This window comes from Pseudarthrobacter sp. KH_020_B, assembly GCF_057840185.1.
Window position 1 is genome coordinate 4,081,781 of record NZ_CM174506.1, and the last position, 21,543, is coordinate 4,103,323.

The following is a 21,543-nucleotide window of genomic DNA, read 5'->3' on the forward strand; positions in this document are numbered from 1 at the left end:
ACGAATATGGCTATCACCGTTACTGACCGCCAGCCGGTCGCCCGCGCCGAAGAGATCCTCACCCCCAAAGCCCTGGCCTTCCTGGAGGAGCTGCACAAGCGCTTCGCCGGCACGCGCAACGAGCTGCTCGAGGCCCGCCAGGCCAAGCGCGACGGCGTCGCCCGCACCAGCCGCCTGGACTTCCTCCCGGAGACCCAGGAAATCCGCGACGGCGACTGGAAGGTCGCCGAGGCGCCCGCCGCGCTGCGGGACCGCCGGGTCGAGATGACCGGCCCCGCCACCCCGGCCAAAATGGCCGTCAACGCCCTGAACTCCGGCGCCAAGGTGTGGCTGGCGGACCTCGAGGATGCCAGCACGCCCACGTGGGCCAACGTCATCGACGCCATCCTGAACCTGCGCGACGCCGCAACCGGAACCCTGGCCTACACCTCGCCCGAAGGCAAGGAATACACGCTCCGCACCGACGCGCCGCTGGCTGTTGTGGTGGCCCGCCCCCGCGGCTGGCACATGCCGGAAAAGCACCTGCTGATCGACGGCGAACCCGCGGTGGGTGCGCTGGTGGACTTCGGCCTGCACTTCTTCCACACCGCCAAGCAGCTGCTGCTCAACGGCCACGGCCCGTACTACTACCTGCCCAAGATGGAATCGCACCTTGAGGCGCGCCTCTGGAACGAGGTCTTTGTGTTCGCGCAGGATTTCCTCGGCATCCCGCAGGGCAGCGTCCGCGCCACGATGCTGATCGAAACCATCCCGGCCGCGTTCGAAATGGACGAGTTCCTGTACGAACTGCGGGACCACGCCTCGGGCCTGAACGCCGGCCGCTGGGACTACCTGTTCAGCATCATCAAGTACTTCCGCGACGCCGGCGAGGAGTTTGTGCTCCCGGACCGCGCCTCGGTGGTCATGACGGCTCCGTTTATGCGCGCCTACACCGAGCTGCTGGTGCAGACGTGCCACAAGCGCGGCGCCTTCGCCATGGGCGGCATGGCCGCCGTCATCCCCAACCGCCGCCACCCCGAGGTCACCGAGGCGGCCTTCGCCAAGGTCCGCGCGGACAAGACCCGTGAGGCCAACGATGGGTTCGACGGCTCCTGGGTGGCCCACCCGGACCTCGTCTCCACCTGCCGCGAGGTGTTCGACGCCGCGCTCGGCGAGCGCCCCAACCAGCTGGACAAGCAGCGCCCCGAGGTTTCGGTCACCGCGGACCAGCTGATCGACATCGCCTCCGCTGATGGCCAGGTCACCGAAGGCGGGCTGCGGCTGAACCTGTATGTCGCCGTCGCGTACACCGCCGTCTGGCTCTCCGGCAACGGGGCCGTGGCCATCCACAACCTCATGGAGGACGCCGCTACCGCCGAGATCTCCCGCTCGCAGGTATGGCAGCAGATCCGCAACAAGTCCGTGCTGGCAGACACCGGAAACACGGTCACCCGCGAACTCGTCGAAAAGATCCTGGGCGAGGAAACGGAACGGCTCCGGACCGAATTCGGAGACGAGGCATTCCGCCTGTACTACCAGCCGGCCAGCAATCTGATCGGTGAGATCTGCCTGTCCGAGGACTACACGGACTTCCTCACCACGCCGGCCTACGAACTGGTGGGCTGAGTCATGGCGGTCTCCCCCACGCCGTCGCTCTCCGCGGCGGACCGCGCCGCCATCGACGCACAGCTGGCCGCCACCGACCAGCTGCTGGAACGCAATTACCCGGGCGACGACGGCACCCGCCAGCCCGTGCACACCGTGTATGTTCCGGCGGACCGTTTCACGCCGTCGTTCACTGCCGAGTGGGGCGCCCAGGCGCTCACGACGGCGGAGGCTCACGGCGGGCTCGAAAAGCTCGGCGCGCTGCTGGGCCAGGAGCCGGAGCTGGCTGCCGCCGTCGCCGTACAGGTCGCCGCCAAGTTGCGCACGGAACCGATCGAGGACCTGCGCCTCGATTTCGAGGACGGCTTCGGCGACCGCGGCGATGAGGCAGAGGACGTGGCAGCGGTCGCGGCGGCCAACGCTGTGGCCGCGGCAGTTGCCGCCGGCACCGCGCCGCCGTTCATCGGCATCCGCTTCAAGTGCTTCGAGGCCCCCACCCGGGCCCGCGGCCTGAAGACCCTTGACCTGTTTGTCTCCACGCTCGCGCAGGCCGGCGAACTTCCTGCCGGGCTCATCCTGACGCTGCCCAAGGTCACCACCGTGGCCCAGGTCCAGTCCATGGACTTCGCAGTGTCCCGGCTGGAGGAAATCCACGGGCTTCCCGCCGGCCGGCTCCGCTTCGAGGTCCAGGTGGAAACGCCGCAGCTGATCCTCGGACCGGACGGCACCTCCCCCGTGGCGCAGTTGCCGCACGTGGTTCCGGGACGCATCAGCGCCCTGCACTACGGCACCTACGACTACTCCGCCTCGCTGCAGATCTCGGCCGAATACCAGTCCATGGAGCACCCGGTGGCGGACTTCGCCAAGGAAGTCATGCAGCTGGCCGTCGCCGGCACGGGCATCCGCCTCTCCGACGGTTCCACCAACATCATCCCGGTGGGCGACGCCGTCGAGGACGCCTGGAAGCTGCACGGACGCCTCGTCCGCCGCTCGCTGGAGCGCGGCTACTACCAGGGCTGGGACCTGCACGCCGCCCAGCTGCCCAGCCGATTCGCCGCCACGTACGCGTTCTACCGCGAGGGGCTCCCGGCCGCAGCGGCACGCCTGCGCAACTACGTGAACCGCACCGAAGGCGGGGTCATGGACGAACCCGCCACCGCCCGGGCCCTGGCCGCCTTCGTCCTGCGCGGCGTCCAGTGCGGCGCCGTGGGGACCGACGAGGTCCAGGCGCTGGCCGGCGTCGAACTTTCCCAGCTGACCGCACTGGCGCACCCGCGGCTGGCACACTCCACTTCGAAGTAAGGATCCCATGATGGGCAAGTACTACTACCCCCAAGGCGGCCTGCCGCCGCAGACCCACCTCACCACGGAACGGGCCATCGTCACGGAGGCCTACACGGTCATCCCCAAGGGCGTTATGACCGACATCGTGACCAGCACCCTGCCGGGATTCTCCAACACCCGCTCCTGGATCCTGGCCCGCCCGATATCCGGGTTTGCCACCACGTTCTCCCAGCTGATCGTGGAGATCGGCCCCGGCGGCGGCGCCCCGAAGGCCGAGTTTGAGCCCGGCGTTGAAGGCGTTGTCTTTGTCACAAAGGGCAAGGTCAACCTGACGCTCGACGGCGAACTGCACACGCTCGAAGAAGGCGGCTACGCCTACCTGGCCGCCGGTGCCACCTGGGGCCTGGAGAACGTCTCGGACGACATCGTCTCCTTCCAATGGATCCGCAAGGCGTACGAGCGGCTCGAGGGTTACGAGGCAAAGTCCTTCGTCACCAGCGATGCCGAGGTGGAACCCACCGCGATGCCGGATACCAACGGCGCCTGGAAGACCACCCGCTTCACGGATTCCAGCGACCTGGCCCACGACATGCAGGTGAACATCGTGACGTTCCAGCCGGGCGGGGTCATCCCGTTCCCGGAGACCCACGTTATGGAGCACGGCCTGTACGTCCTGGAGGGCAAGGCCATGTACCTGCTCAACAACGACTGGGTCGAGGTGGAGGCAGGCGACTTCATGTGGCTGCGTGCCTTCTGCCCGCAGGCCTGCTACGCCGGCGGCCCCGGCGAGTTCCGTTACCTGCTGTACAAGGACATGAACCGCCAGATCAAGCTGACCTAGGCTGTCTCGGGCGGGCTTAAACACAACGTACGACGGCGGCGCTTCAGTGCCGCCGTCGTCGTTCGTACCAGCGGCTCGGCAGCTTGGCGGATCCTTTCCCGATCCGCCGCCGTGGGCTCGCAGCAAGCCCTGTCATTGAGCGCGTGGTGGTGGGATTCTGGAAGCGTGACGGCGTTGGTCGAGGGCGAGGTTCGAATTCGGTTGCTTGGCGGCTTCCGGGTGTCGGTGGGTTCGCGGGACATCCCGGATGGCGAGTGGCGTTTGCGTAAGGCCAAGGCCGTGGTCAAACTTCTGGCGTTGGCACCGGGTCACCGGTTGCAGCGGGAGCAGGTCCTGGATTATCTGTGGCCCGGGTTGGACCCGGATGCGGCCGGCGGTCAGCTTCGCAAGGTGGTCCACGAGGCCCGCCTCGTCTTGGATCCGAGCCTGTCGGCATTGGACCGGTACCTCATCTCGGGTGAGCAGCTCCGGTTGGACCGCGAGTCGACGTGGGTGGATGTTGAGGCGTTCGAGGCTGCGGCTTTGCGGGCACGCCGGACCGGCGACCCGGCCGCGTATGCGGCTGCGATCCGACTGTACGACGGGGATCTCCTGCCAGAGGACCGATATGAGGACTGGGCAATAACCAGGGAGGGGGCGCTCCGATCGGATTTCCTCGCTCTGCTGGTCGAACAGGCACGATTGTTGGAGGCCCGTGCGAACTTCGACGGTGCCGTATCGGCACTGCGGCGGGTCATTGCAGCTGACCCCGTCCACGAGGAGGCAGGTGTCGCGTTGATGCGGGTGCACGCTCTGGCGGGCCGGCGACACGAGGCGATGCAGGAACATGAGCGCCTCCGCGCAGCGCTGGACCGGGAACTGGGCATCGAGCCAGACCCTGCCACGGAACGGCTGTTCGAGCAGATCCGCTCAGGCCTGTCGTCGGAGCCTGAGCTGGCCAGCGAGTTGTTGGAGCAGGTCGGTGGCCTGCGGCTGGTGTCGGGCGATTTTCAGGGTGCGGTCGCAGCGTTCGTTGCGGCGGTTGCGCGCCTGCGCGGTTCCAGCGCCAATCACCGGTTGGCCCGGCTGCACCGCAAAGCCGCGCAGGCCCACCTTATGATGCAGGACGCGGCTGCCGCGGAGAGCCACTTACGGGCGGCCGAGGGACTGTTGGCGGGCAGGAAGGACGAGGCCGAGAAGGCGCGGGTCCTGGAGGCGCGCGCGAACTGGCTGTGGTCCGTGGGGCGCTACGACGAAGCACAATCCGCAGCGGAGGCTAGCCTGGCGGCGGCCGAGGTCCACGGAACGGGCGAGGACGTCGCCGCGGTGCAGGAAACACTCGCCATCATCTGTCATATGCGCGGAGCATGGCGGCCTGGTCTTCAGGCCGAGATCGAGCGGCTGGGTGATGTGGGCGGCGAGGATCCGCGGCTGGGAAGGATCTTCGAATTCCATTGCTGCATTGGTGAATACCATCTGTATGGGGACGGGCTGTGCGAGACGGTTGAAGACTATGCCCGCGGCACGCTGGCGCTGGCCACCGGCCGGGGTGCGCGCCACGCCCAGGCGTTCGCCTGGTGCCTGCTCGGGGAATCACTCCTGTTGCAGGGGCGCTGGGATGAGGCTGCGGGGTGCCTGGAGCGCAGCACGGAATTGTACGCTGAGCTCGATGCCCGCGCCGGTGCGCTGCCTTGGCAGCGGCTTGCCGAACTCGCGGTAATGCGAGGCGATAGCATCGCCGCGGCAGCGTACCTTCGTCACGGGATGGCGATCGCCGTGGTGTCGCCCTTGGCCCGGCACGCCTGGGGCCGGCTCTATGCGACAGCGGCGTTGGACGCGCTGGAGCGCCGCGATCCGGCCGAGGCAGTCCGCGTAGTCCGGTCCGCGGCGGCGACAGCGGCGCGCTACGGCGAATGTCCGACGTGCACCGCCCTGCTGTATCCGATGGCGGCCGAAGCGTTCGCTGCGCTCGGCGACAGGGCGGGCGCAACCGTATTCGCCCAGGCGGCCGAGCGGGTTGGGCACTCCTTCCAAAGTTCGGCGTGGACTGCCATGGCCGAGTCCGCCCGCGGTTCGCTGGCGCTGACCGACGCGGACGCGGGCGGGGCACGCGAACGATTCCTATCCGCGGCGCGCCTCTACGAAAGGGCCCATCAGCCTTTCTGGTCCGCCCGCTGCCGGCTGCAGGCCGCTTTGGCCGGCGCGGGCGGTCTGGCTGACCGGCACCTGCTGGACGACGCGGCCATTGCGTTCGAGCAACTCGGCGCACTGCGGGCGCTCGCGGCCGCGCGCCGGGCAACCTGACTCAGAACTTACACGGTCACTACCCGGTCGAAATCAGCACCGCTCATATGCTCGCACAGCGCAACGCAGGCATCGAAGTGGGTCATGAACCCCGGGTTCTGCTTCCACGCGTCCCGGGACGCCTCGTCGGTCCACTCCGCGAACGAAACATAATGACCGGGAACACGTCGGTCACGAATGAGGTTCGCCACCAGGATCGACGGGTAGTTCGCCCGGGACCACTGAAGGAACTCGGTCCAGCGGTCTATGAATTCCTGCTCGCTGCCCTGCTTCACCTGCCAGGTTCCTGAGGCATAGTGGTCTGCCATTGTTCTCACCTCCTTTCAGATTTTTCACCTAACGGTAGGTCGCGACCGTTCCCCAAGCGTTCCCCGGTTCGCGTTGGCAGCAGGTGGAACCGGGCGGTGGGATGGCAAGGTCCCCGCCCGGCTATTTCTTCGCCGGACCCCAGCTATCCGGTAGGACTCCTGTAGCAGCTCGTCCAGTTCCTCGACGTCGATCCGGTCCAGGCGCACCAGCACCAGGCGGATGTCCTGAGGACGCATGGACAGCACCTCAAGCGCGCGGCCTGCTGCTATACGGTCCGCCGGGGACGGGCAAGACGCACACCGTCCGGTACCTGCTGAGCCAAAGTGAGGGCACGACGGCGGTGCTGCTCTCCGGCGGTTCGCTCGCCAGGGCTGGAACGGGCGCTCGCACAGCGGCCCGGGCGGGTGGATTTGGCTGTGGAAATCCGGCTCCCCTCCAAGCACGAACGCACAGAACTGCTGCGGCTCTACTCACGGGGCCTGGACTTCTCGGTGCCCGGGCTGGAAGGCGCGGCTGCCCGGATTGCCGGTACAACGGCGTCGTTCGCCAAAGAACTGATCCGGCGCTCGGTTGTCGCCGCCGCCCTGGCAGGCGAGGTTCCTGGAGACTCCCACGTGGACGCCGCGGTGGTCCAGCTCATGGCGGACGGTGAGGCCCTGACGCGGAGTCTTCTCGGCAGCAACGGCGACGCAGCCGGCAACGTCCCGGCGGGCTTCCCGGGGCCGTATCGCTCAGCGGTGCGGTTCACGGCGACCCACGAACGCCCGTAAGCGGCGCCCGCGAGCTTGAAGCCCGCCAACAGCTGAACAAAGGCCCGACGGCGGCACTCCGGCGCCGCCGTCGGGCCCCAAGACCGTCCGCCCGCCTGGTGGCTACTTGCCCATGCCCAGGTGAGTCCCTCGGTCAGCCGGCGGCCCAGCCAGGACCAACATCAGAACGACAGGCCCAACAAAACCACCGGGGGTCGAGGCTTAGAGGACCCTGGAGAGGAATTCCCTGGTTCGGGCGTGCTGGGGGTCGGTGATGATACGGCGCGGGTCGCCGCTTTCGACGACGACGCCGCCGTCCATGAAGGTCAGGGTGTCGCCGACTTCGCGGGCGAAGCCGATCTCGTGGGTCACGACGATCATGGTCATGCCGGATTTGGCGAGGTCCTTCATGACGTTCAGGACGTCACCGACCAGTTCAGGGTCCAGGGCGGAGGTGGGTTCATCGAAGAGCATCAGTTCCGGTTCCATGGCCAGCGCGCGGGCGATGGCCACGCGTTGCTGCTGGCCGCCGGAGAGTTGGGCCGGATAGTGGTCGGCGCGGCTGGCCAGGCCTACGCGGTCCAGCAGTTCCATGGCCCGGGCCCTGGCGCTGGTCTTGGACTGCCGTTTGACCTGGGTGGGTGCCTCAATGATGTTCTGCAGCGCCGTGCGGTGCGGGAAGAGGTTGAATCGCTGGAAGACCATGCCTATCTCTCGGCGCTGGGCGGCGATCTCCTTGGTGGTGAGGTCGTGCAGGCGGCCGCGCGTTTCGCGGTAGCCGATCAGGTCCTCGCGGACGTGGATCCGGCCCGCGCTGATGGTTTCGAGCATGTTGATGCAGCGCAGCAGCGTGGATTTGCCGGAACCGGACGGGCCGATGAGGACTGCGACCTCGCCCTGTTTGACCGTCATGTCGATCCCGCGGAGCACGTGGTGTTCACCGAAGTACTTATGGACCCCGTCTATGCGGACGAGGGTTTCCTTTGTCGTGGCTTCGCAGATGGTCACGGTGACTCATCCCCTTCCGTGGATGCGTGGGCTGCCGGGACAGGCTGGGGTGATGGGGCGGCCGCCGGTGCCTTGACGGGGGCCGGGACGAGGTTGTCCACGCCCTTTCCGAAGTGGCGTTCAATGTAGAACTGGCCCACCATCAGGACGCTGGTGATCACCAGGTACCAGAGCGCTGCGACGATCAGCAGCGGTATGGGCAGGTAGCTGCGGTTGGCGATGCCGTTGGTTGCAAAGGTCAGGTCCAGGGTGAACGGCACGGCCAGGACCAGGGACGTGGTCTTGAGCATCCCGATGGTCTCGTTGCCGGTAGGGGGGACGATGACGCGCATGGCCTGGGGGAGAATGATCCGCCACATGATTTTGGACTTGCGCATTCCCAGGGCCTCAGCCGCCTCCATCTGGCCCGGATCAACGGATTTCAGGCCGGCGCGGAAGATTTCGGCCAGATAGGCTGATTCGTTCAGGCCCAGCCCCAGGACCGCGGCCACGAAGGCCGTGATCACGTCCTGGGTGCTGAAGCTGAACAGTTCCGGTCCGAACGGAACGCCGACGGCGATTTTGGGATAGAGCACGGAGATCAGGCCCCAGAAGACCAGTTGCGTATAGACCGGTGTGCCGCGAAAGAACCAGACCCAGGCCCAGCTGACTCCGCGGAACAGGGGATTGTCCGACTGGCGCATGAAGGCCAGAAGGATTGCCAGCATGATGGCGATCGCCATCGAGAGTACGGTCAGCAGCAGCGTCCAGCCGATGCCCTGGATCACGAGCACATCCATGACGTAGGTGCCCACCACGTCCCAGCGGAAGTTGGTGTTGGTGACCAGGCTCTGGGCGAGCAGCGCGGCGAATGTAACGATGAGGACGCCGCCGGCCCAGCGGCCGGGATGGCGCACCGGGACCGCGTCGATGAGTTCCGGTACCCGGCCGTCGGTCCTTCGGGCGGCGCCAGTGGGTGTGAGCGTGCTCAACCGCCCACCACCGGGTTCACTTCAGCCTTCGTGATGGCGCCCTCGGTGTTGTTCCAGGTGTCCAGGATTTTGGCGTAGGTTCCGTCGCTGATCAGTTTGTTCATGACCTTTGCAACCAGTTCGGTCAGTTCCGCGTCGGCCTTGGCGATCGCGATTCCCTGCGGCGCGGCATCATAGACCTCGCCCAGGATCTCGAGCTTGTCGCCGGTCTGGGACAAGGCGTAGCCGATGACGGGCGAATCGGCCGCCATCGCGTCGATGCTCCCGTTGACCAGGCGGGTGGTGACGTCCGTCTGGGTTTTCAGGGAGACGATCTCGATGGCAGGTTTGCCTTCATCCACGCATTTCCTGGACCGGACCGAGACGTCCGGGTCCTCCTGCACCGTGCCCGTCTGCACGCCCACTTTCTTCCCGCAGACGTCCGCCAGGGAAAAACTGCCGGGGTTGCCCTTCTGCACGGCCCACAGCACCCCGGCGTTGAAGTAGCTGACGAAGTTCACCGTCTTCGCCCGTTCCGGGTTGATGGTGAACGATGACATGCCCAGATCATATTTGGGGCCCAGCGCTGGCAGGATGCCGGTGAATTCCGAGGTCTGCACTCTGGTGGTCAGGCCCAGGGTGGCGCCGATCGCCTTGGCAATGTCGATGTCGTAGCCCTGCGGGGTCTGCCCGTCGGCGCCAAGGAACTCGGCCGGGGCGTAGGAGGTGTCCGAGCCCACGGTGAGGGTTCCCTTGGCCTTCAGCGCCGGAGGAACCAAGGCGGCAAGGGTGTCATCTTTGACGACCGTTGCGGGATCAAAACCCGCCGGGCCTGCCGGGGCGGCAGTGCCGGCCTGCGAAGCCGACGTGCAGCCGGTCAGCGCCAGCGCGGCGGCGGCGACGAGGCCGGCGAGCCGGAGCTGCAGCGTGGAGGAATATGGCATCTTTTTACCCTTTGTGTTGAAAGCTAGAGGCAGCCGGGAAGGTCGCGGAGGTGGTGGAGACGGGGTGGAGCCGACCCTGCGGCAGGATGGCTCCCGGACTGTGGACGTCGACGTCGGCGGCGCGTCCTTGCGCCCCGATGTTGTGGTGACCATCACTTGTGTATCCACCCTAGGCGCCGGTGATGTGCACCATCAATTGCCGAAAAGCCTTCTTTTCATTGATAAAATGATCAAACTGCTGATCACCGGGGTACATTATGTACATGACCACGCTTACCGACCTTGACCGGCAGCTTCTCTCCGCGCTCCGGGAGGACGGCAGGGCCTCGGTGGCCAGCCTTGCCCGCCGGCTGGGTGTCGCACGGGCAACGGTGAACAGCCGGCTCGAGCGGCTTCTCACCTCGGGAACCATCGTGGGCTTCACGGCCAGGGTGCGCGACGAACTCGACCCCCTGGCCATTCACGCCATCGCCTTCATCGCCGTCGAGGGCAGATCGACGGACAAGGTCATCCGGGAACTGAGGGGATTTCCCGAAATCCGGGCGCTGCACACCACCAACGGCGGCTGGGACCTCGTCGCCGAACTGCGCACCGAAAGCCTCGGCGGCTTCGACAATGTACTGGGCAGGATCCGCAGCGTCGAAGGCATCGTCAACAGTGAGACGAGCCTGCTGCTCAGCTCCGTACTGAGATAGCCTCTGGCCCAGCCATCTCCGGTCTGGACAATATCCCTCCCAATTCCAGGTACTGGTTCCGGACGGCAGCAGGCCACTGCATCGGAACCGGATCAACCGACCTGAACAGAATGCCCAGACCGAGCCAACATTCTGTTCAGGTTTCCAACGAAAAGGAAGCTTTTCGGTAATTGCGGGCGCATATCGCAGGCGCATAGCGTGGAGGCACCAACTGATCCAACAATAAGAGGGGGCGCAAATGACGCGCTTTATCGATGTCCACAACATGGTGCGCTGGGCGGCCGGCCGCGGACCCGAGACGATCATCTCCGAGATGATGGACTACCTCGAGGATGACTTCCGCCGCTGGGAGTCCTTTGACAAAACCCCCCGCGTCGCCAGCCACACCCCCTTCGGCGTGATCGAATTGATGCCCACGAGTGATCACGAAACCTATGGTTTCAAGTACGTCAACGGGCACCCGTCAAATCCCGCCCGCGGCTACCAGACGGTAACCGCCTTCGGCGTCCTCGCCGACGTCCACAACGGATACCCGACGTTCCTGACCGAGATGACCGTGCTGACAGCCCTGCGGACGGCGGCGACCTCCGGCATGGTCGCGAAAAAACTTGCCCGCCCCGGTTCTGCCGTCATGGCGATGATCGGAACCGGCAGCCAGTCCGAATTCCAGGCCCTGGCATTCCGGGCCGCCCTGGGAATCACCACACTCAGAGTCTGGGACACCGACCCGTCCGCGACGGAGAAGTTCATCCGCAACATGGTTCCGCTGGGCTTCGACATCACCACCGCGTCCTCGGCGGCCGACGCCGTGCACAGCGCCGACGTCATCACCACCTGCACCGCTGACAAAGCCAACGCCACCATCCTCACCGCGGACCTCATCGCCCCCGGCGTCCACATCAACGCCATCGGCGGAGATTGCCCCGGAAAGACCGAACTCGACGCCGCCATCCTCGAACTCGGCGACGTTTTCGTCGAATACACCCCCCAGACACGGATCGAAGGCGAAATCCAGCAGATGCCCGCAGACTTCGCCGTCACCGAATTCTGGCAAGTCCTGACCAACCAGACACCAGGGCGCACAACCCCCGAACAGATCACTATATTCGACTCCGTCGGCTTCGCCGTCGAGGACTTCTCCGCCCTGCGCTACGTCCGTGACGCCGTCGACGGAACGGACTTCTTTGAAGACATCGATCTCGTAGCCAGCCCCGAAGACCCCAAGGACCTCTTCGGCCTCGTCGGCACGCTCTCACCGATCGGATCCTGAGCCACACCATGGCCGTCCAAGCCCCCTCCGCAGTCATCCTCATCCGTCCCCACCGGTTCACCCCAAACCCGGCAACCGCAGCGGACAACGCCTTCCAGGTCCCGGGAGAGAACCTGGACCCGGACATGATCGCCGCTGCCGCCCATGACGAGGTGACCCGCCTGGCCACGGCACTGGAGGCCGCCGGCATCACGGTGCACTTGTTCGAAGACCACGAGCACACACGCCCGGACAGCGTCTTTCCCAACAACTGGCTCTCTACCCATACCGGAGGACATGTCGCCGTCTTCCCGATGTACGCCCCGAACCGCAGGAACGAACGCCGGACCGATATCCTTGACCTCCTCAAAACCCGCTACCGGGTCCAGGACGTCATCGATTACTCCGGGATGGAACTGGACGACGTGTTCCTGGAAGGCACCGGAGCCATGGTCCTGGACCACCAGGACCGTGTCGCCTACACAGCGAGGTCCCACCGAGCCGACCCGGTCGCCCTGGAACGTTTCTGCACGAACTTCGGCTATGAGCCCATGCTGTTCGACGCGGCGGACTCCAACGGCACCGCCGTCTACCACACCAACGTCATGATGTGCGTCGCGACGGAGTTCGCGATGGTCGGACTGGACCTGATCAGTTCCCCTGCCCGCCGCAGCCACCTCGTCGACCGCCTGGCCGCGGGAGGGCGCACCATCATCAACCTGGCACCCCAGCAGATTCGGGAATTCGCCGGGAACGCGATCGAGCTGCAAGGCCCGCACGGCCGCGTCCTGGTCCTGTCCCGCCGGGCCTTCCGCAGCCTCACCCAAGACCAAAAGGACATCATCCAACGCAGTTGCACCCTGCTCCCCATCGACGTGCCCACCATTGAACTCGCCGGCGGCTCCGTGCGCTGCATGATCGCCGGAATCCACCTCAGCCCCCGGGCCCTCACCGACCACAAGACCCGGCACTGACGCCAGCCCCCGAAGGGGTCAAAAAGGTTGGACACGATCCGGCCCGAGGCTTCATCGGGGCTCACACCTCCCACCCCCGGCGCCGTCGGGCAAGGTCCGCCCGATCGGTGGAACGGCGCCGGGCAGGGGCCCGGGTTTCGCCGTCTGGCGCCACCTCATTCCCACCAGCCGAAAAGTAAATTCCCATCCTGCGGGAACTTCTTAACGCTGTCTGTGGTTCCAGCCACTAACGTCGGTGTCATGCACACAGATCCGAGCCCTTCCGTGATCACGGAAGGCAACGCCTCGCGGTCCGTCGACATCCTGCTCGAATTCGCGCGGCACCGGACCCTGACTGCAGCCCAGATCAGCAAAACAACGGGCATCCCCGCCAGCGCCGTGTACCGGCACCTGGCACTGCTGGTGCAGTCCGGACTGGTGGCGCAGACCAGGCGCCGCGGCCAGTACAGCGCCGGCCCGGAAACCCTGCGCCTCGCCGCCAACTTCCGCCAGGAGGCCGTGGTCAAGGGCCGCATCTCGGAACAACTGCAGCTGCTCTCGGATGAAACCAAGGAACTGGCCGCCTATCTGGTGGTCCGCGGCGCCGAGGCACTGTGCGTGGATGCCATCGAAGGCCCGCAGATGCTGCGCTGCAGCTACTCGCCGGGCCGTTCGCTCCCTTTGCTCAAGGGCGCCAGCGCACTGGCCTTGCTCGCCCACCTGGACCCTCAGGAGCAGAGCAGGATCGTTGCCGGGCTCGGCCTGAGCGCGGAGGACGCAGACACCCTGAACCACGAGCTCCAGCTCGTCCAGGACCGCGGCTTCGGCCTCAGCTACGGGGCGGTGGATGCCGGCGTCTGGGGCGTCAGTTTCCCGGTGTTCGACGACGGCGGCCGGCTTTTGGGTGCCGTCAGCACCATGGCTCCGGCGGACCGGGCGGTCCGGCGCGAAAAGCAACTCATAGCAAGTACCCGAGATGCCGCATTGGCGCTAGGACACGGAGAAGGATCCCGATGACCAACCCCACCATCCAGCACACGTGGACGGGCCGCGACGACGGCCCCGGCCCCGAACACCGGCGCTGGCACCACGCAGTCAACACGGCCCAGGCCGGCACCATGGGGATCGCACTCCTGGGGTTCCGCAGCGATGAAGGTGTCCGCCGGAACAAAGGCCGGGTCGGCGCCGTCGACGGTCCCGCAAGCATCCGCTCGGCGCTTGCACCCATGGCGGCACCGGCGGAACTCCTGGTCCATGACCTTGGCGACACCAGCGTTGTGGACGGCGATCTCGAGGGCGGACAGGAGCGCCTCGGCGCGGCCGTCCGCCAGGCCCTGGACGCGGGCCACTTGCCCGTCATCCTGGGCGGCGGCCACGAAACCGCCTTCGGCACGTATACGGGCCTCCGCGCCAGCCAGGTCGCCGATGGACGCCGCATCGGCATCATCAACCTGGACGCGCACTTCGACCTCCGGGCGGAGGCAGTCCCGTCGTCGGGCACCCCGTTCCGGCAGGTGGCCGAGGCCGAGCGCGCCCTGGGCCACGGGTTCAGCTACACGGTGGTGGGCATCAGCCAGCCCGGCAACACCGAGGCCCTGTTCCAGACAGCGCGGGAGCTCGGCGTCAAGTACCTCCTGGACGAGGAATGCACAGAGTCCAGGACTGAGCAGGTCCGGCAGTTCACACAGGATTTCATCGAGTCCGTGGACGTCGTCTACCTGACGATCGACCTCGACGTCCTCCCCGCGTACGTCGCTCCCGGTGTCAGCGCACCGGCGTCGTACGGGGTTCCGCTCTCCGTGGTGCTGGAAGTGTGCCGCCAGCTGGCCCGCTCCCCCAAGCTCGCCGTCGTCGACGTCGTCGAACTGAACCCCAGGTTCGACGTCGACTCCCGCACGGCACGGACGGCCGCACGCCTCATCCACACGATCGCCACAGGGCGATCCGGGCACCGGCATGCGTAGCCAGCTGTAACCCAGGACCCCTTTCGGGGTATCGCCGGTCACATCCTGCGGCGGGCGTCTGTGACAAGACATGCCACCGGCACCCGTGTCATCGTCGTAGGTCCGCACGGGGCTCTCCGGTGCGGACCTACGTCGACCCGAAGGATGGAAATGCGCAGCGCCACAATGATGACCAGGAAGTCTTTGATAGTTGGATCCGGCCTGGGGCTGCTGGCACTCGTCACCGGCTGCAGCAGGTCCGCTGCCGGAGCCGCCGCACCCTCGCCGTCCGCCTCCGCAGCGCCCCACGCCTGGTCCTACGACGGCGCCGAGGGCCCCGAACACTGGGACACTTTGAGCTCCGATTTCGGCTCCTGCTCTTCCGGCACTGCCCAGTCCCCCATCGACGTCGGAGGCGGTTCCGGCCTTCCCCCGGCGCCGCTCGCCATGGCCTATGCCGCCTCAGAGTGCGAGATCACCGATAACGGCCACACCACCGAACTGCGGTCCTTCGCCCCCCAGTGCATCACGGTTGGCGGCAAGCAGTACGCCTTCAAGCAGATGCACTTCCACGCCCCGTCCGAGCACACGCTGGGCGGCGTCCGGTACGACGCCGAGTTCCACTTCGTCCACCAGGCCGACGACGGCGGGCTGGCCGCCGTCGGGATCCTCGCCACGGTGGGGGCTGCCAATGCGGCGTGGGCGCCGTTCACCGACGGCGTTCATGCCGCAGCGGGCGGGCAGAAGGTGGCGGCCGGCGTCGTGGACTTCCCGGCACTGTTCCCGGCGTCGCTGGATCATTTCGCGTACGACGGCGGACTGACCACTCCGCCCTGTTCGGAAGGCGTGCGCTGGCTGCTCCTCGAAACCCCCATCGAGCTGGGAGCCGGACAGCTCGCCACCCTGCGTGCGGCGCACTCGGGCAACAGCCGGCCGGTCCAGCCGCTCAACGGAAGGGACGTCGTCGCAGTCGATCAGTAGGTCGGCCCCGCGAAACTGCACCCATTCCGGACAAATGCACCCGTCAGACCGGGCGCGCTGGTCCTTGGCGGGTGCAGTTTTCGCGTGCGGGCCTCGCGCGTCGCGGGGGTCAGACCGTGGCGGGGTCCGTGTTGGCGCCGCAGAGGATCACGGCCACGCGTTCCCCGTCCGCCGGGACGTAGGCGCCGGAGTGCAGGGCGGCGAAGGCTGTGGCCGCGCCGTGCTCCACGATGATGCGGTACTGCTCCCACAGCAGGGAGCGGGCGGCCACGATGTCCTCGTCGGAGACCAGCACGGAACGGACGCCGGCGCGCACCGCCACGTCGAAGCCGATCCGGCCGATCCGCCGGGCCCCCAGGGAGTCGGCGGCGATCCCGGAGACGGCCACGTCCACAGGGGCCCCGGCCGCGAGCGCGGTGTGCAGGGTGGGCGTGTTTTCGGACTCGACGCCCACTACGTTGGCCCGGCCCTCGACGGCGGCCGCGACTCCCGCCATGAGCCCGCCGCCGCCCACGGCCACCACCACGGTGTCCACCTCGCCCAGCTGTTCCAGCAGCTCCGTTCCGATGGTGCCCGCGCCGGCGGCGATCTCGGGCTGGTCGTAGGCATGGCAGTAGACGGCGCCGGTCTCGGCGGCGTAGGCGATGGCGGCGTCGTAGGCGTCGGAGTACTCGCTTCCGCGCTGGACCACGTTGGCGCCGACGGCCCAGAGCTTCTTGACCTTCACAGCAGGTGCGGACCCGGGCACGAACACGGTGGCGGGCACGCCGACGTGGGCGGCGGCGTAGGCGTTGGCGAGGCCCGCGTTGCCGCCGGAGGCCACCACGATGCCGACGTCGTCCTTGAGTTCGCCACGCTCCCGGCAGGCCAGGACCCGGTTGATCGCGCCCCGGGCCTTGAAGGTGCCGGTGTGCTGCATGAACTCGCACTTGAGCCACACCTCGCCGGGAATGGTCCCCTTGTCGGCTTCCAGCACGGGCGTGATGCGGACCCTCCCGGCGATCCTGGCAGCCGCTTCGTCGACGTCGGTGCGTGTGATCATGGGGAAGTCCTCGTTCCGGATGGCTTGGCGTTCATCGTTCAGGCTATCGCCCGTGTGGGTCTTCCTGGGGCTGCAGTCCTGCCGCGGCAGTCGGTTACAGCGCCATGGTGGTTCTTGTGAATTTGACCCTGCCCGAATGGGGAGCGGTTCACGCGCTCTCGGGCACCGCGAGGTGAACGTGGACCTGATCGCCCACATCAATGCCGGCCCCGGTCCTGATGGCCTTTTTGACGGGCAGCACGTAGGAGCCGCTCTTGCTGTCCGGGAAGAGTGACGTGGACCAGCCGACCCCGGAGATGACTGCCGTGACCTTGACTGAGCCGAAGCCCCGACGAAACGGTGCCGTGTCCTCCCGGATCTCCGCGGCAAGCTTCTCCGGAAGCGTGAGGAAGTACCACCCTGCTTCTCCGGGATAGAGCCACAGCCTGGCCGTGAACGAATACTCCAGCGCCACGGTTCGAGTATGGCACGCGGCTGTTGGGGCGAAATATCCCCACGGGCGCCGCTGTTGCCCCCGATATGACAACCATCGGAATCATCGGAGCAGGACACATCGGCAGCCAGGTTGCCCGCAAAGCGGTGGAAGTCGGCTACGACGTGGTGATCAGCAATTCCCGCGGCCCGGAAACGCTGGCCGCGCTTGTGGCGGAACTGGGACCGCGTGCCCGGGCCGCGACGCCGGCCGAGGCGGCAGCGGCGGGCGATTTCGCCGTCGTGACCGTTCCTTTCAGGAGCCTCGGCAGCGTCCCCGTGGAGCCGCTCGCGGGGAAGATCGTGATTGATACCGGCAACTACTACTGGGAGCGCGACGGCCATGTTCCGGCTCTCGACGCCGGCCAGGCCACCTCCTCCGAGCTGGTGCAGCAACATCTGCCCGCGTCCAAAGTGGCGAAAGCCTTCAACCACATCCGGTACAGCGAGATCACCACGGACGGTACCCCTGCCGGAACACCCAACCGCCGTGCCCTGGCTACCGCGAGCGACTACCCCGAGGGCAGCGACCTTGTGACGAAGCTGTATGACGAGTTCGGCTTCGACACGGTGAACATCGGCCCGCTCTCCGAGAGCTGGCGCGCGGAGCGGGACCGTCCGGCGTATGTGGTGCGGCAGAACGCTGCTGAACTCAGCGAGAACCTGGCCAAGGCGCAGCGGACCATCTGACGGTTGGCGGACGGTGCCGGGCTGCGGCAATTAATCCATTCGGTGTATTATTCAGGGTGAATCCACGTTCTCGTGGCCCCGACGCGGCCCAAACTGTTCCCTGACACCGAAGGATTTCCGTGAGCCACCTCAACCCCAACCATGCGCCGCTGCCTGCCTCCGGCACCAAAATGCCACCCCGCGCCCACGGCAGCGACGTAGCCCTCGCCGTGATGATCGGGCTTGTGGCGGGCTTGCTTGGGCTAGCCCCGTGGCTGGTCACCGGTGCGCGGCTTCCACTGCAGAACCTTTGGGGCACGGAGGTGCTGCCGCAGCGGATGCCCCTGTCGCTCCTGCCGCTCAGCCAGTACGAACTCACCACACTCGTTGCGCTGATGACTGCGGGCGGGGCGGCCGCCGGCCTGGCAGTTCGGCTCTGGTCCCCTGCCCGACGGCGGCTGGTTAAGTGGTGCGCGGCGGCTGGCGTCCTCGCGGTGCAGGCTACTGCGGCGGTCCAGGCGTTCACGGTGCTCGCCGGCGGGTTGGCTGGCGGAACGACGTCGGGCGTCTATTTCGCCGGGTTGCTCGCCGGGGTCATCGCAGCCGTCGTCGCGAGCCTGGTGGCGCTCCTGCTGATCTCGGCAAAGTCCAAGGCCGTGGCAGCCCTGGGTATCGGGCTCGTCGCCGTGCCTTTTGGCTCGTGGGTCGGCGAGTGGGTGGGGAATTTGGCCGGAGCGGGGAACGTATCGCCCGCGGTATTGACGCTGCTGCGCTGGCTGCCAGCGGTACCGGTCGGCGTGGCGCTGGCATGGTGTGGCCTCCGGCCCGCCCGCCGCGCAGTGGTGTGGCTGGTGAACATTGGTCTGCTCTGGGTGGTTCCGGCGTTGTTCATCTCCGTCAATTACGTCCTGGGCACTCGATTCCCGGAGCGGGACCCGCAGGAATTGGCCCTGATGATCCGACAGATCCTGACGGCCACCCTGGGACCCGCCGGAGGGGCTGCGCCCACGGTGCTTCTGGCACTAACCATCGCCCTGGCGGGTCAAGGCGTGCGGGAATTGGTCCGCCGGCGTCAGCGCAGCTGAAGGCCCGGACTCAGACGCAGGGCCGGTACCAGAACTAACTGAGTCCCCACATTCCCGCAGATCATTTGGGCTGCGCACCGGTCCGTGGGGGCCATTCCTTTCTACAATTTAAGTGGCGGCATAGGCGGCAATCAGTCGAACCGGCCGCACCACAAGGAGGACCGCAATGGGTTTAGGTGACAGGATCCACAACGCCGCGGAGAGGCTTCACGGCAAGGGAAAGAAGGCCGCCGGTGAGGTCAGCGGAAATGACCGCATGAGGGCAGAAGGCAAGGCCCGCGCAGTCCGAGCCGACCTCAAGCAAGCCGGCGAAAAGATCAGGCACGCCTTCAAGCGGCACTAAAGTTCGATCAATCGAGCGGGCGGCCCTGCCAGGAGCCGCCCGTTTCTTATGCCCGGACGGGAAGAGTTTGCCGTCCCAACCCTCCACGCCCCCACACCCCCTTGACTCGCGCCCCCACCTTCTCTAAACTTTTCATAAAGCAGAATCTAAATTCCACAAAGCGGAAACTCGAGAAGAGCCAGGCAAGCCGGAAGATAGATCAAAGCCCCTCCCCGGAAGGACCTACGATGACGTACACAGTGAACTGCTCCATCCTCTTGACGGAGCTTCCCTTGCTCGAGCGCCCCGCAGCCGCAAAGGCAGCCGGCTTTGACGCCGTCGAGTTCTGGTGGCCCTTCGCGAGCTCCGTTCCCACGGACAAAGAAACCACCGAGTTTGAGAACGCCATCAAGGACGCCGGCGTCCAGCTCACGGGCCTGAACTTCAACGCCGGCAACATGCCCGGCGGCGACCGCGGCCTGGTCTCCTGGCCCGCACGTTCCACCGAATTCCTGGACAACATCGACGTCGTTGCCAGCATCGGCGAGCGTCTCGGCTGCAAGGCCTTCAACGCCCTCTACGGCAACCGCGTCGACGGCGAATCGGCCGAGAAGCAGGACGCTATCGGCGCCGAAAACCTCGCCGCGGCAGCTGCCGGCGTCGCCCGCATCGGCGGCACCGTCCTCCTCGAACCCGTCAGCGGCGCCCCAAAGTACCCGCTCCTCACGGCTGAAGACGCACTCAAGGTCATTGCCCGCGTCAGGGCTGAATCCGGCGCAGAGAACATCAAGCTCCTCGCGGACTTCTACCACCTGGCAGTCAACGGGGACGACGTCGCCGCCGTCATCGAAAAGCACGCCAAGGACTTCGGCCACATCCAGATTGCCGACAACCCCGGCCGCGGGGCTCCCGGAACCGGTGAGCTTCCCCTCGGCGAATGGATCGCCCGCAGCCGCGAACTCGGCTACGACGGCTACATCGGCCTTGAATACAAGGAACCGGCGGAAACCGCATTCAGCTGGGCCATCCGCCAGCGCGCCAGCCGCTAGCCGGTGATCGAGCCTGTCGAGATCCAGGGTCTCGACAGGCTCGACCACCGAGACCGCCAGCACCACCAACAGACTTTCAGTAAAGGAACCATCATGAGCAACGTTGCAGTCATCGGACTCGGAATCATGGGCCTGCCCATGGCCATCAACCTCGTCAAGGCCGGCCACACGGTCACCGGTTTCAACCGCAGCCAGGACAAGATCGACAAGCTCGTCTCCGAAGGCGGGCAGGGTGCTACCAGCATCGCGGACGCCGTCAAGGACGCCGACGTCGTCATCACCATGGTGCCGGACTCCCCCGACGTCGAAGGCGTAGTCAGCGGCAAGGACGGCGTCTTCGCCAACGCGAAGAAGGGCACCCTCTGGATCGACGCATCCAGCATCCGCCCCGATGTCGCCAAGCGCCTCGCCGAAGAAGCAACCGCGGCCGGCATCCGCCCCCTCGACGCCCCGGTCTCCGGCGGCGAACAGGGCGCCATCAACGCCGTTCTCTCCATCATGGTCGGTGGTGCGGCAGCCGACTTCGAGGCAGCACAGCCGGTCCTCACCGCCGTCGGCAAGACCATCGTCCATGTTGGCCCCTCGGGTTCAGGCCAGACCGTCAAGGCAGCCAACCAGCTGATCGTGGCCGTCAACATCGAGGTCCTCGGCGAAGCAATCGCCTTCCTCGAGGCCTACGGCGTGGACACCGACGCAGCCCTCAAGGTCCTCGGCGGCGGCCTGGCCGGCTCCAAGGTCCTCGACCAGAAAGGCCAGAAGATGCTCGACCGCAACTTCGACCCCGGCTTCCGACTGGCCCTCCACCACAAGGACCTCGGCATCGTCACCTCCGCAGCCCGCGAAGCCAACGTCGCCGTCCCCCTCGGCGCCGTCGTCGCACAGCTCGTCGCCGCAACCGTCAACCAGGGCGACGGCGGCCTCGACCACTCCGGCCTCTTCAAGCAGGTCCTGCAGCTCTCCGGCCGCAAGTAGGAGCCGCCCCGAAACGGGGCACTTCGACACGGACACGCCGGCCGCCGTCGTAATTTACGACGGCGGCCCCACCCAAAGTGCCCCGCGACGGTTCGCCGGGCTACTTCAACACACCAAATTTCGGGTCTCGGGTTTCGACAAGCTCAACCACCGAAGACCA

The 21,543-nt window shown here is 66.6% G+C and carries 23 protein-coding genes and 1 pseudogene; 18 read left to right on the forward strand and 6 right to left on the reverse strand.

Going from position 1 to position 21,543, the window contains the following annotated elements:
* The first annotated feature begins 6 nt into the window (after nucleotides 1–6).
* From aceB to AC3IT0_RS19035, 4 genes are all read left to right on the forward strand, one after another.
* On the forward strand, nucleotides 7–1,605 hold the full coding sequence (aceB, locus tag AC3IT0_RS19020; protein WP_489321215.1) for a malate synthase A: 1,599 nt from the start codon (nucleotides 7–9) through the stop codon (nucleotides 1,603–1,605).
* Between the two features lie 3 nt (nucleotides 1,606–1,608).
* Complete coding sequence (locus tag AC3IT0_RS19025; protein WP_489321216.1) at nucleotides 1,609–2,886, forward strand: DUF6986 family protein; 1,278 nt, start codon at nucleotides 1,609–1,611, stop codon at nucleotides 2,884–2,886.
* Nucleotides 2,887–2,896: 10 nt separating this feature from the next.
* A complete protein-coding gene (locus AC3IT0_RS19030; RefSeq protein WP_489321217.1) occupies nucleotides 2,897–3,709 on the forward strand; it encodes a bifunctional allantoicase/(S)-ureidoglycine aminohydrolase in 813 nt (270 codons plus the stop codon).
* 279 nt (nucleotides 3,710–3,988) lie between these two features.
* Nucleotides 3,989–5,992 (forward strand): AfsR/SARP family transcriptional regulator, encoded by a 2,004-nt coding sequence (locus AC3IT0_RS19035; RefSeq protein ID WP_489321218.1) that lies wholly within the window; start codon nucleotides 3,989–3,991, stop codon nucleotides 5,990–5,992.
* Between the two features lie 8 nt (nucleotides 5,993–6,000).
* Here AC3IT0_RS19035 and AC3IT0_RS19040 read toward each other — a convergent pair whose 3' ends face one another.
* Nucleotides 6,001–6,300: an antibiotic biosynthesis monooxygenase family protein gene (locus tag AC3IT0_RS19040; protein ID WP_058931198.1), complete on the reverse strand. Its 300-nt coding sequence runs from the start codon at nucleotides 6,298–6,300 to the stop codon at nucleotides 6,001–6,003.
* Between the two features lie 101 nt (nucleotides 6,301–6,401).
* Here AC3IT0_RS19040 and AC3IT0_RS19045 point away from each other — a divergent pair.
* Together AC3IT0_RS19045 and AC3IT0_RS19050 are read left to right on the forward strand one after the other, a co-directional pair.
* Nucleotides 6,402–6,623 (forward strand): annotated as a pseudogene (locus AC3IT0_RS19045) (hypothetical protein); the annotation flags it as partial.
* Nucleotides 6,624–6,717: 94 nt separating this feature from the next.
* On the forward strand, nucleotides 6,718–7,071 hold the full coding sequence (locus AC3IT0_RS19050; RefSeq protein ID WP_489323899.1) for a hypothetical protein: 354 nt from the start codon (nucleotides 6,718–6,720) through the stop codon (nucleotides 7,069–7,071).
* A gap of 201 nt (nucleotides 7,072–7,272) precedes the next feature.
* Here AC3IT0_RS19050 and AC3IT0_RS19055 read toward each other — a convergent pair whose 3' ends face one another.
* From AC3IT0_RS19055 to AC3IT0_RS19065, 3 genes are read right to left on the reverse strand one after another with little or no spacing between them, the layout of a single operon-like run.
* Entirely contained in the window at nucleotides 7,273–8,058 is a 786-nt protein-coding gene (locus tag AC3IT0_RS19055) for an amino acid ABC transporter ATP-binding protein (RefSeq protein ID WP_489321219.1), read from the reverse strand.
* On the reverse strand, nucleotides 8,055–9,029 hold the full coding sequence (locus AC3IT0_RS19060) for an amino acid ABC transporter permease (RefSeq protein WP_489321220.1): 975 nt from the start codon (nucleotides 9,027–9,029) through the stop codon (nucleotides 8,055–8,057). Before AC3IT0_RS19060 ends, AC3IT0_RS19055 begins: the two co-directional genes overlap by 4 nt.
* Complete coding sequence (locus AC3IT0_RS19065; protein ID WP_489321221.1) at nucleotides 9,026–9,952, reverse strand: ABC transporter substrate-binding protein; 927 nt, start codon at nucleotides 9,950–9,952, stop codon at nucleotides 9,026–9,028. Before AC3IT0_RS19065 ends, AC3IT0_RS19060 begins: the two co-directional genes overlap by 4 nt.
* 100 nt (nucleotides 9,953–10,052) lie before the next feature.
* Here AC3IT0_RS19065 and AC3IT0_RS19070 point away from each other — a divergent pair, with 100 nt between their 5' ends.
* The 7 genes from AC3IT0_RS19070 (at nucleotide 10,053) to AC3IT0_RS19100 (ending at nucleotide 15,773) form a co-directional block, all read left to right on the forward strand.
* Nucleotides 10,053–10,238 (forward strand): hypothetical protein, encoded by a 186-nt coding sequence (locus AC3IT0_RS19070; RefSeq protein WP_489321222.1) that lies wholly within the window; start codon nucleotides 10,053–10,055, stop codon nucleotides 10,236–10,238.
* Entirely contained in the window at nucleotides 10,216–10,647 is a 432-nt protein-coding gene (locus AC3IT0_RS19075; RefSeq protein WP_489321223.1) for an Lrp/AsnC family transcriptional regulator, read from the forward strand. The genes AC3IT0_RS19070 and AC3IT0_RS19075 overlap by 23 nt, the downstream gene beginning before the upstream one ends.
* A 238-nt stretch (nucleotides 10,648–10,885) precedes the next feature.
* The gene (gene ocd, locus AC3IT0_RS19080; RefSeq protein WP_489321224.1) at nucleotides 10,886–11,917 is read left to right on the forward strand and encodes an ornithine cyclodeaminase; all 1,032 of its coding nucleotides are present in this window, start codon (nucleotides 10,886–10,888) and stop codon (nucleotides 11,915–11,917) included.
* Between the two features lie 8 nt (nucleotides 11,918–11,925).
* Nucleotides 11,926–12,870, forward strand: a complete 945-nt coding sequence (gene ctlX / locus AC3IT0_RS19085) for a citrulline utilization hydrolase CtlX (RefSeq protein WP_489321225.1) — start codon at nucleotides 11,926–11,928, stop codon at nucleotides 12,868–12,870.
* Nucleotides 12,871–13,110: 240 nt separating this feature from the next.
* On the forward strand, nucleotides 13,111–13,866 hold the full coding sequence (locus AC3IT0_RS19090) for an IclR family transcriptional regulator (protein WP_489321226.1): 756 nt from the start codon (nucleotides 13,111–13,113) through the stop codon (nucleotides 13,864–13,866).
* Complete coding sequence (gene hutG / locus AC3IT0_RS19095) at nucleotides 13,863–14,813, forward strand: formimidoylglutamase (RefSeq protein ID WP_489321227.1); 951 nt, start codon at nucleotides 13,863–13,865, stop codon at nucleotides 14,811–14,813. Before AC3IT0_RS19090 ends, hutG begins: the two co-directional genes overlap by 4 nt.
* A gap of 150 nt (nucleotides 14,814–14,963) precedes the next feature.
* Complete coding sequence (locus tag AC3IT0_RS19100) at nucleotides 14,964–15,773, forward strand: carbonic anhydrase (protein WP_489321228.1); 810 nt, start codon at nucleotides 14,964–14,966, stop codon at nucleotides 15,771–15,773.
* Between the two features lie 109 nt (nucleotides 15,774–15,882).
* Here AC3IT0_RS19100 and AC3IT0_RS19105 read toward each other — a convergent pair whose 3' ends face one another.
* Together AC3IT0_RS19105 and AC3IT0_RS19110 are read right to left on the reverse strand one after the other, a co-directional pair.
* The gene (locus AC3IT0_RS19105; protein WP_489321229.1) at nucleotides 15,883–16,815 is read right to left on the reverse strand and encodes a threonine/serine dehydratase; all 933 of its coding nucleotides are present in this window, start codon (nucleotides 16,813–16,815) and stop codon (nucleotides 15,883–15,885) included.
* A 148-nt stretch (nucleotides 16,816–16,963) separates the two neighbouring features.
* Nucleotides 16,964–17,269 carry a DUF1905 domain-containing protein gene (locus AC3IT0_RS19110; protein ID WP_489321230.1) on the reverse strand — a complete coding sequence of 102 codons (306 nt, stop codon included), beginning with the start codon at nucleotides 17,267–17,269 and terminating at the stop codon, nucleotides 16,964–16,966.
* A 65-nt stretch (nucleotides 17,270–17,334) separates the two neighbouring features.
* On the opposite strand from AC3IT0_RS19110, the gene AC3IT0_RS19115 reads away from it, so the two are divergent.
* From AC3IT0_RS19115 to AC3IT0_RS19135, 5 genes are all read left to right on the forward strand, one after another.
* A complete protein-coding gene (locus tag AC3IT0_RS19115; RefSeq protein ID WP_489321231.1) occupies nucleotides 17,335–17,976 on the forward strand; it encodes an NADPH-dependent F420 reductase in 642 nt (213 codons plus the stop codon).
* Nucleotides 17,977–18,095: 119 nt separating this feature from the next.
* The gene (locus tag AC3IT0_RS19120) at nucleotides 18,096–19,040 is read left to right on the forward strand and encodes a hypothetical protein (protein ID WP_489321232.1); all 945 of its coding nucleotides are present in this window, start codon (nucleotides 18,096–18,098) and stop codon (nucleotides 19,038–19,040) included.
* A 166-nt stretch (nucleotides 19,041–19,206) separates the two neighbouring features.
* Nucleotides 19,207–19,383 carry a CsbD family protein gene (locus tag AC3IT0_RS19125; protein ID WP_056340807.1) on the forward strand — a complete coding sequence of 59 codons (177 nt, stop codon included), beginning with the start codon at nucleotides 19,207–19,209 and terminating at the stop codon, nucleotides 19,381–19,383.
* 227 nt (nucleotides 19,384–19,610) lie between these two features.
* A complete protein-coding gene (locus tag AC3IT0_RS19130; RefSeq protein WP_489321233.1) occupies nucleotides 19,611–20,411 on the forward strand; it encodes a hydroxypyruvate isomerase family protein in 801 nt (266 codons plus the stop codon).
* A 93-nt stretch (nucleotides 20,412–20,504) separates the two neighbouring features.
* Nucleotides 20,505–21,383 (forward strand): 2-hydroxy-3-oxopropionate reductase, encoded by an 879-nt coding sequence (locus AC3IT0_RS19135; RefSeq protein ID WP_489321234.1) that lies wholly within the window; start codon nucleotides 20,505–20,507, stop codon nucleotides 21,381–21,383.
* The last annotated feature ends 160 nt before the right edge of the window (nucleotides 21,384–21,543 follow it).

Excerpts from the sequence above, each read along its gene's own strand:
- aceB (WP_489321215.1), top strand. The coding sequence starts at position 7 with ATGGCTATCACCGTTACTGACCGCCAGCCGGTCGCCCGCGCCGAAGAG.
- AC3IT0_RS19025 (WP_489321216.1), top strand. The coding sequence starts at position 1,609 with ATGGCGGTCTCCCCCACGCCGTCGCTCTCCGCGGCGGACCGCGCCGCC.
- AC3IT0_RS19030 (WP_489321217.1), top strand. The coding sequence starts at position 2,897 with ATGGGCAAGTACTACTACCCCCAAGGCGGCCTGCCGCCGCAGACCCAC.
- AC3IT0_RS19040 (WP_058931198.1), bottom strand. The coding sequence starts at position 6,300 with ATGGCAGACCACTATGCCTCAGGAACCTGGCAGGTGAAGCAGGGCAGC.
- AC3IT0_RS19065 (WP_489321221.1), bottom strand. The coding sequence starts at position 9,952 with ATGCCATATTCCTCCACGCTGCAGCTCCGGCTCGCCGGCCTCGTCGCC.
- AC3IT0_RS19075 (WP_489321223.1), top strand. The coding sequence starts at position 10,216 with ATGACCACGCTTACCGACCTTGACCGGCAGCTTCTCTCCGCGCTCCGG.
- ocd (WP_489321224.1), top strand. The coding sequence starts at position 10,886 with ATGACGCGCTTTATCGATGTCCACAACATGGTGCGCTGGGCGGCCGGC.
- ctlX (WP_489321225.1), top strand. The coding sequence starts at position 11,926 with ATGGCCGTCCAAGCCCCCTCCGCAGTCATCCTCATCCGTCCCCACCGG.
- AC3IT0_RS19090 (WP_489321226.1), top strand. The coding sequence starts at position 13,111 with ATGCACACAGATCCGAGCCCTTCCGTGATCACGGAAGGCAACGCCTCG.
- hutG (WP_489321227.1), top strand. The coding sequence starts at position 13,863 with ATGACCAACCCCACCATCCAGCACACGTGGACGGGCCGCGACGACGGC.
- AC3IT0_RS19100 (WP_489321228.1), top strand. The coding sequence starts at position 14,964 with ATGCGCAGCGCCACAATGATGACCAGGAAGTCTTTGATAGTTGGATCC.
- AC3IT0_RS19105 (WP_489321229.1), bottom strand. The coding sequence starts at position 16,815 with ATGATCACACGCACCGACGTCGACGAAGCGGCTGCCAGGATCGCCGGG.
- AC3IT0_RS19115 (WP_489321231.1), top strand. The coding sequence starts at position 17,335 with ATGACAACCATCGGAATCATCGGAGCAGGACACATCGGCAGCCAGGTT.
- AC3IT0_RS19125 (WP_056340807.1), top strand. The coding sequence starts at position 19,207 with ATGGGTTTAGGTGACAGGATCCACAACGCCGCGGAGAGGCTTCACGGC.
- AC3IT0_RS19130 (WP_489321233.1), top strand. The coding sequence starts at position 19,611 with ATGACGTACACAGTGAACTGCTCCATCCTCTTGACGGAGCTTCCCTTG.
- AC3IT0_RS19135 (WP_489321234.1), top strand. The coding sequence starts at position 20,505 with ATGAGCAACGTTGCAGTCATCGGACTCGGAATCATGGGCCTGCCCATG.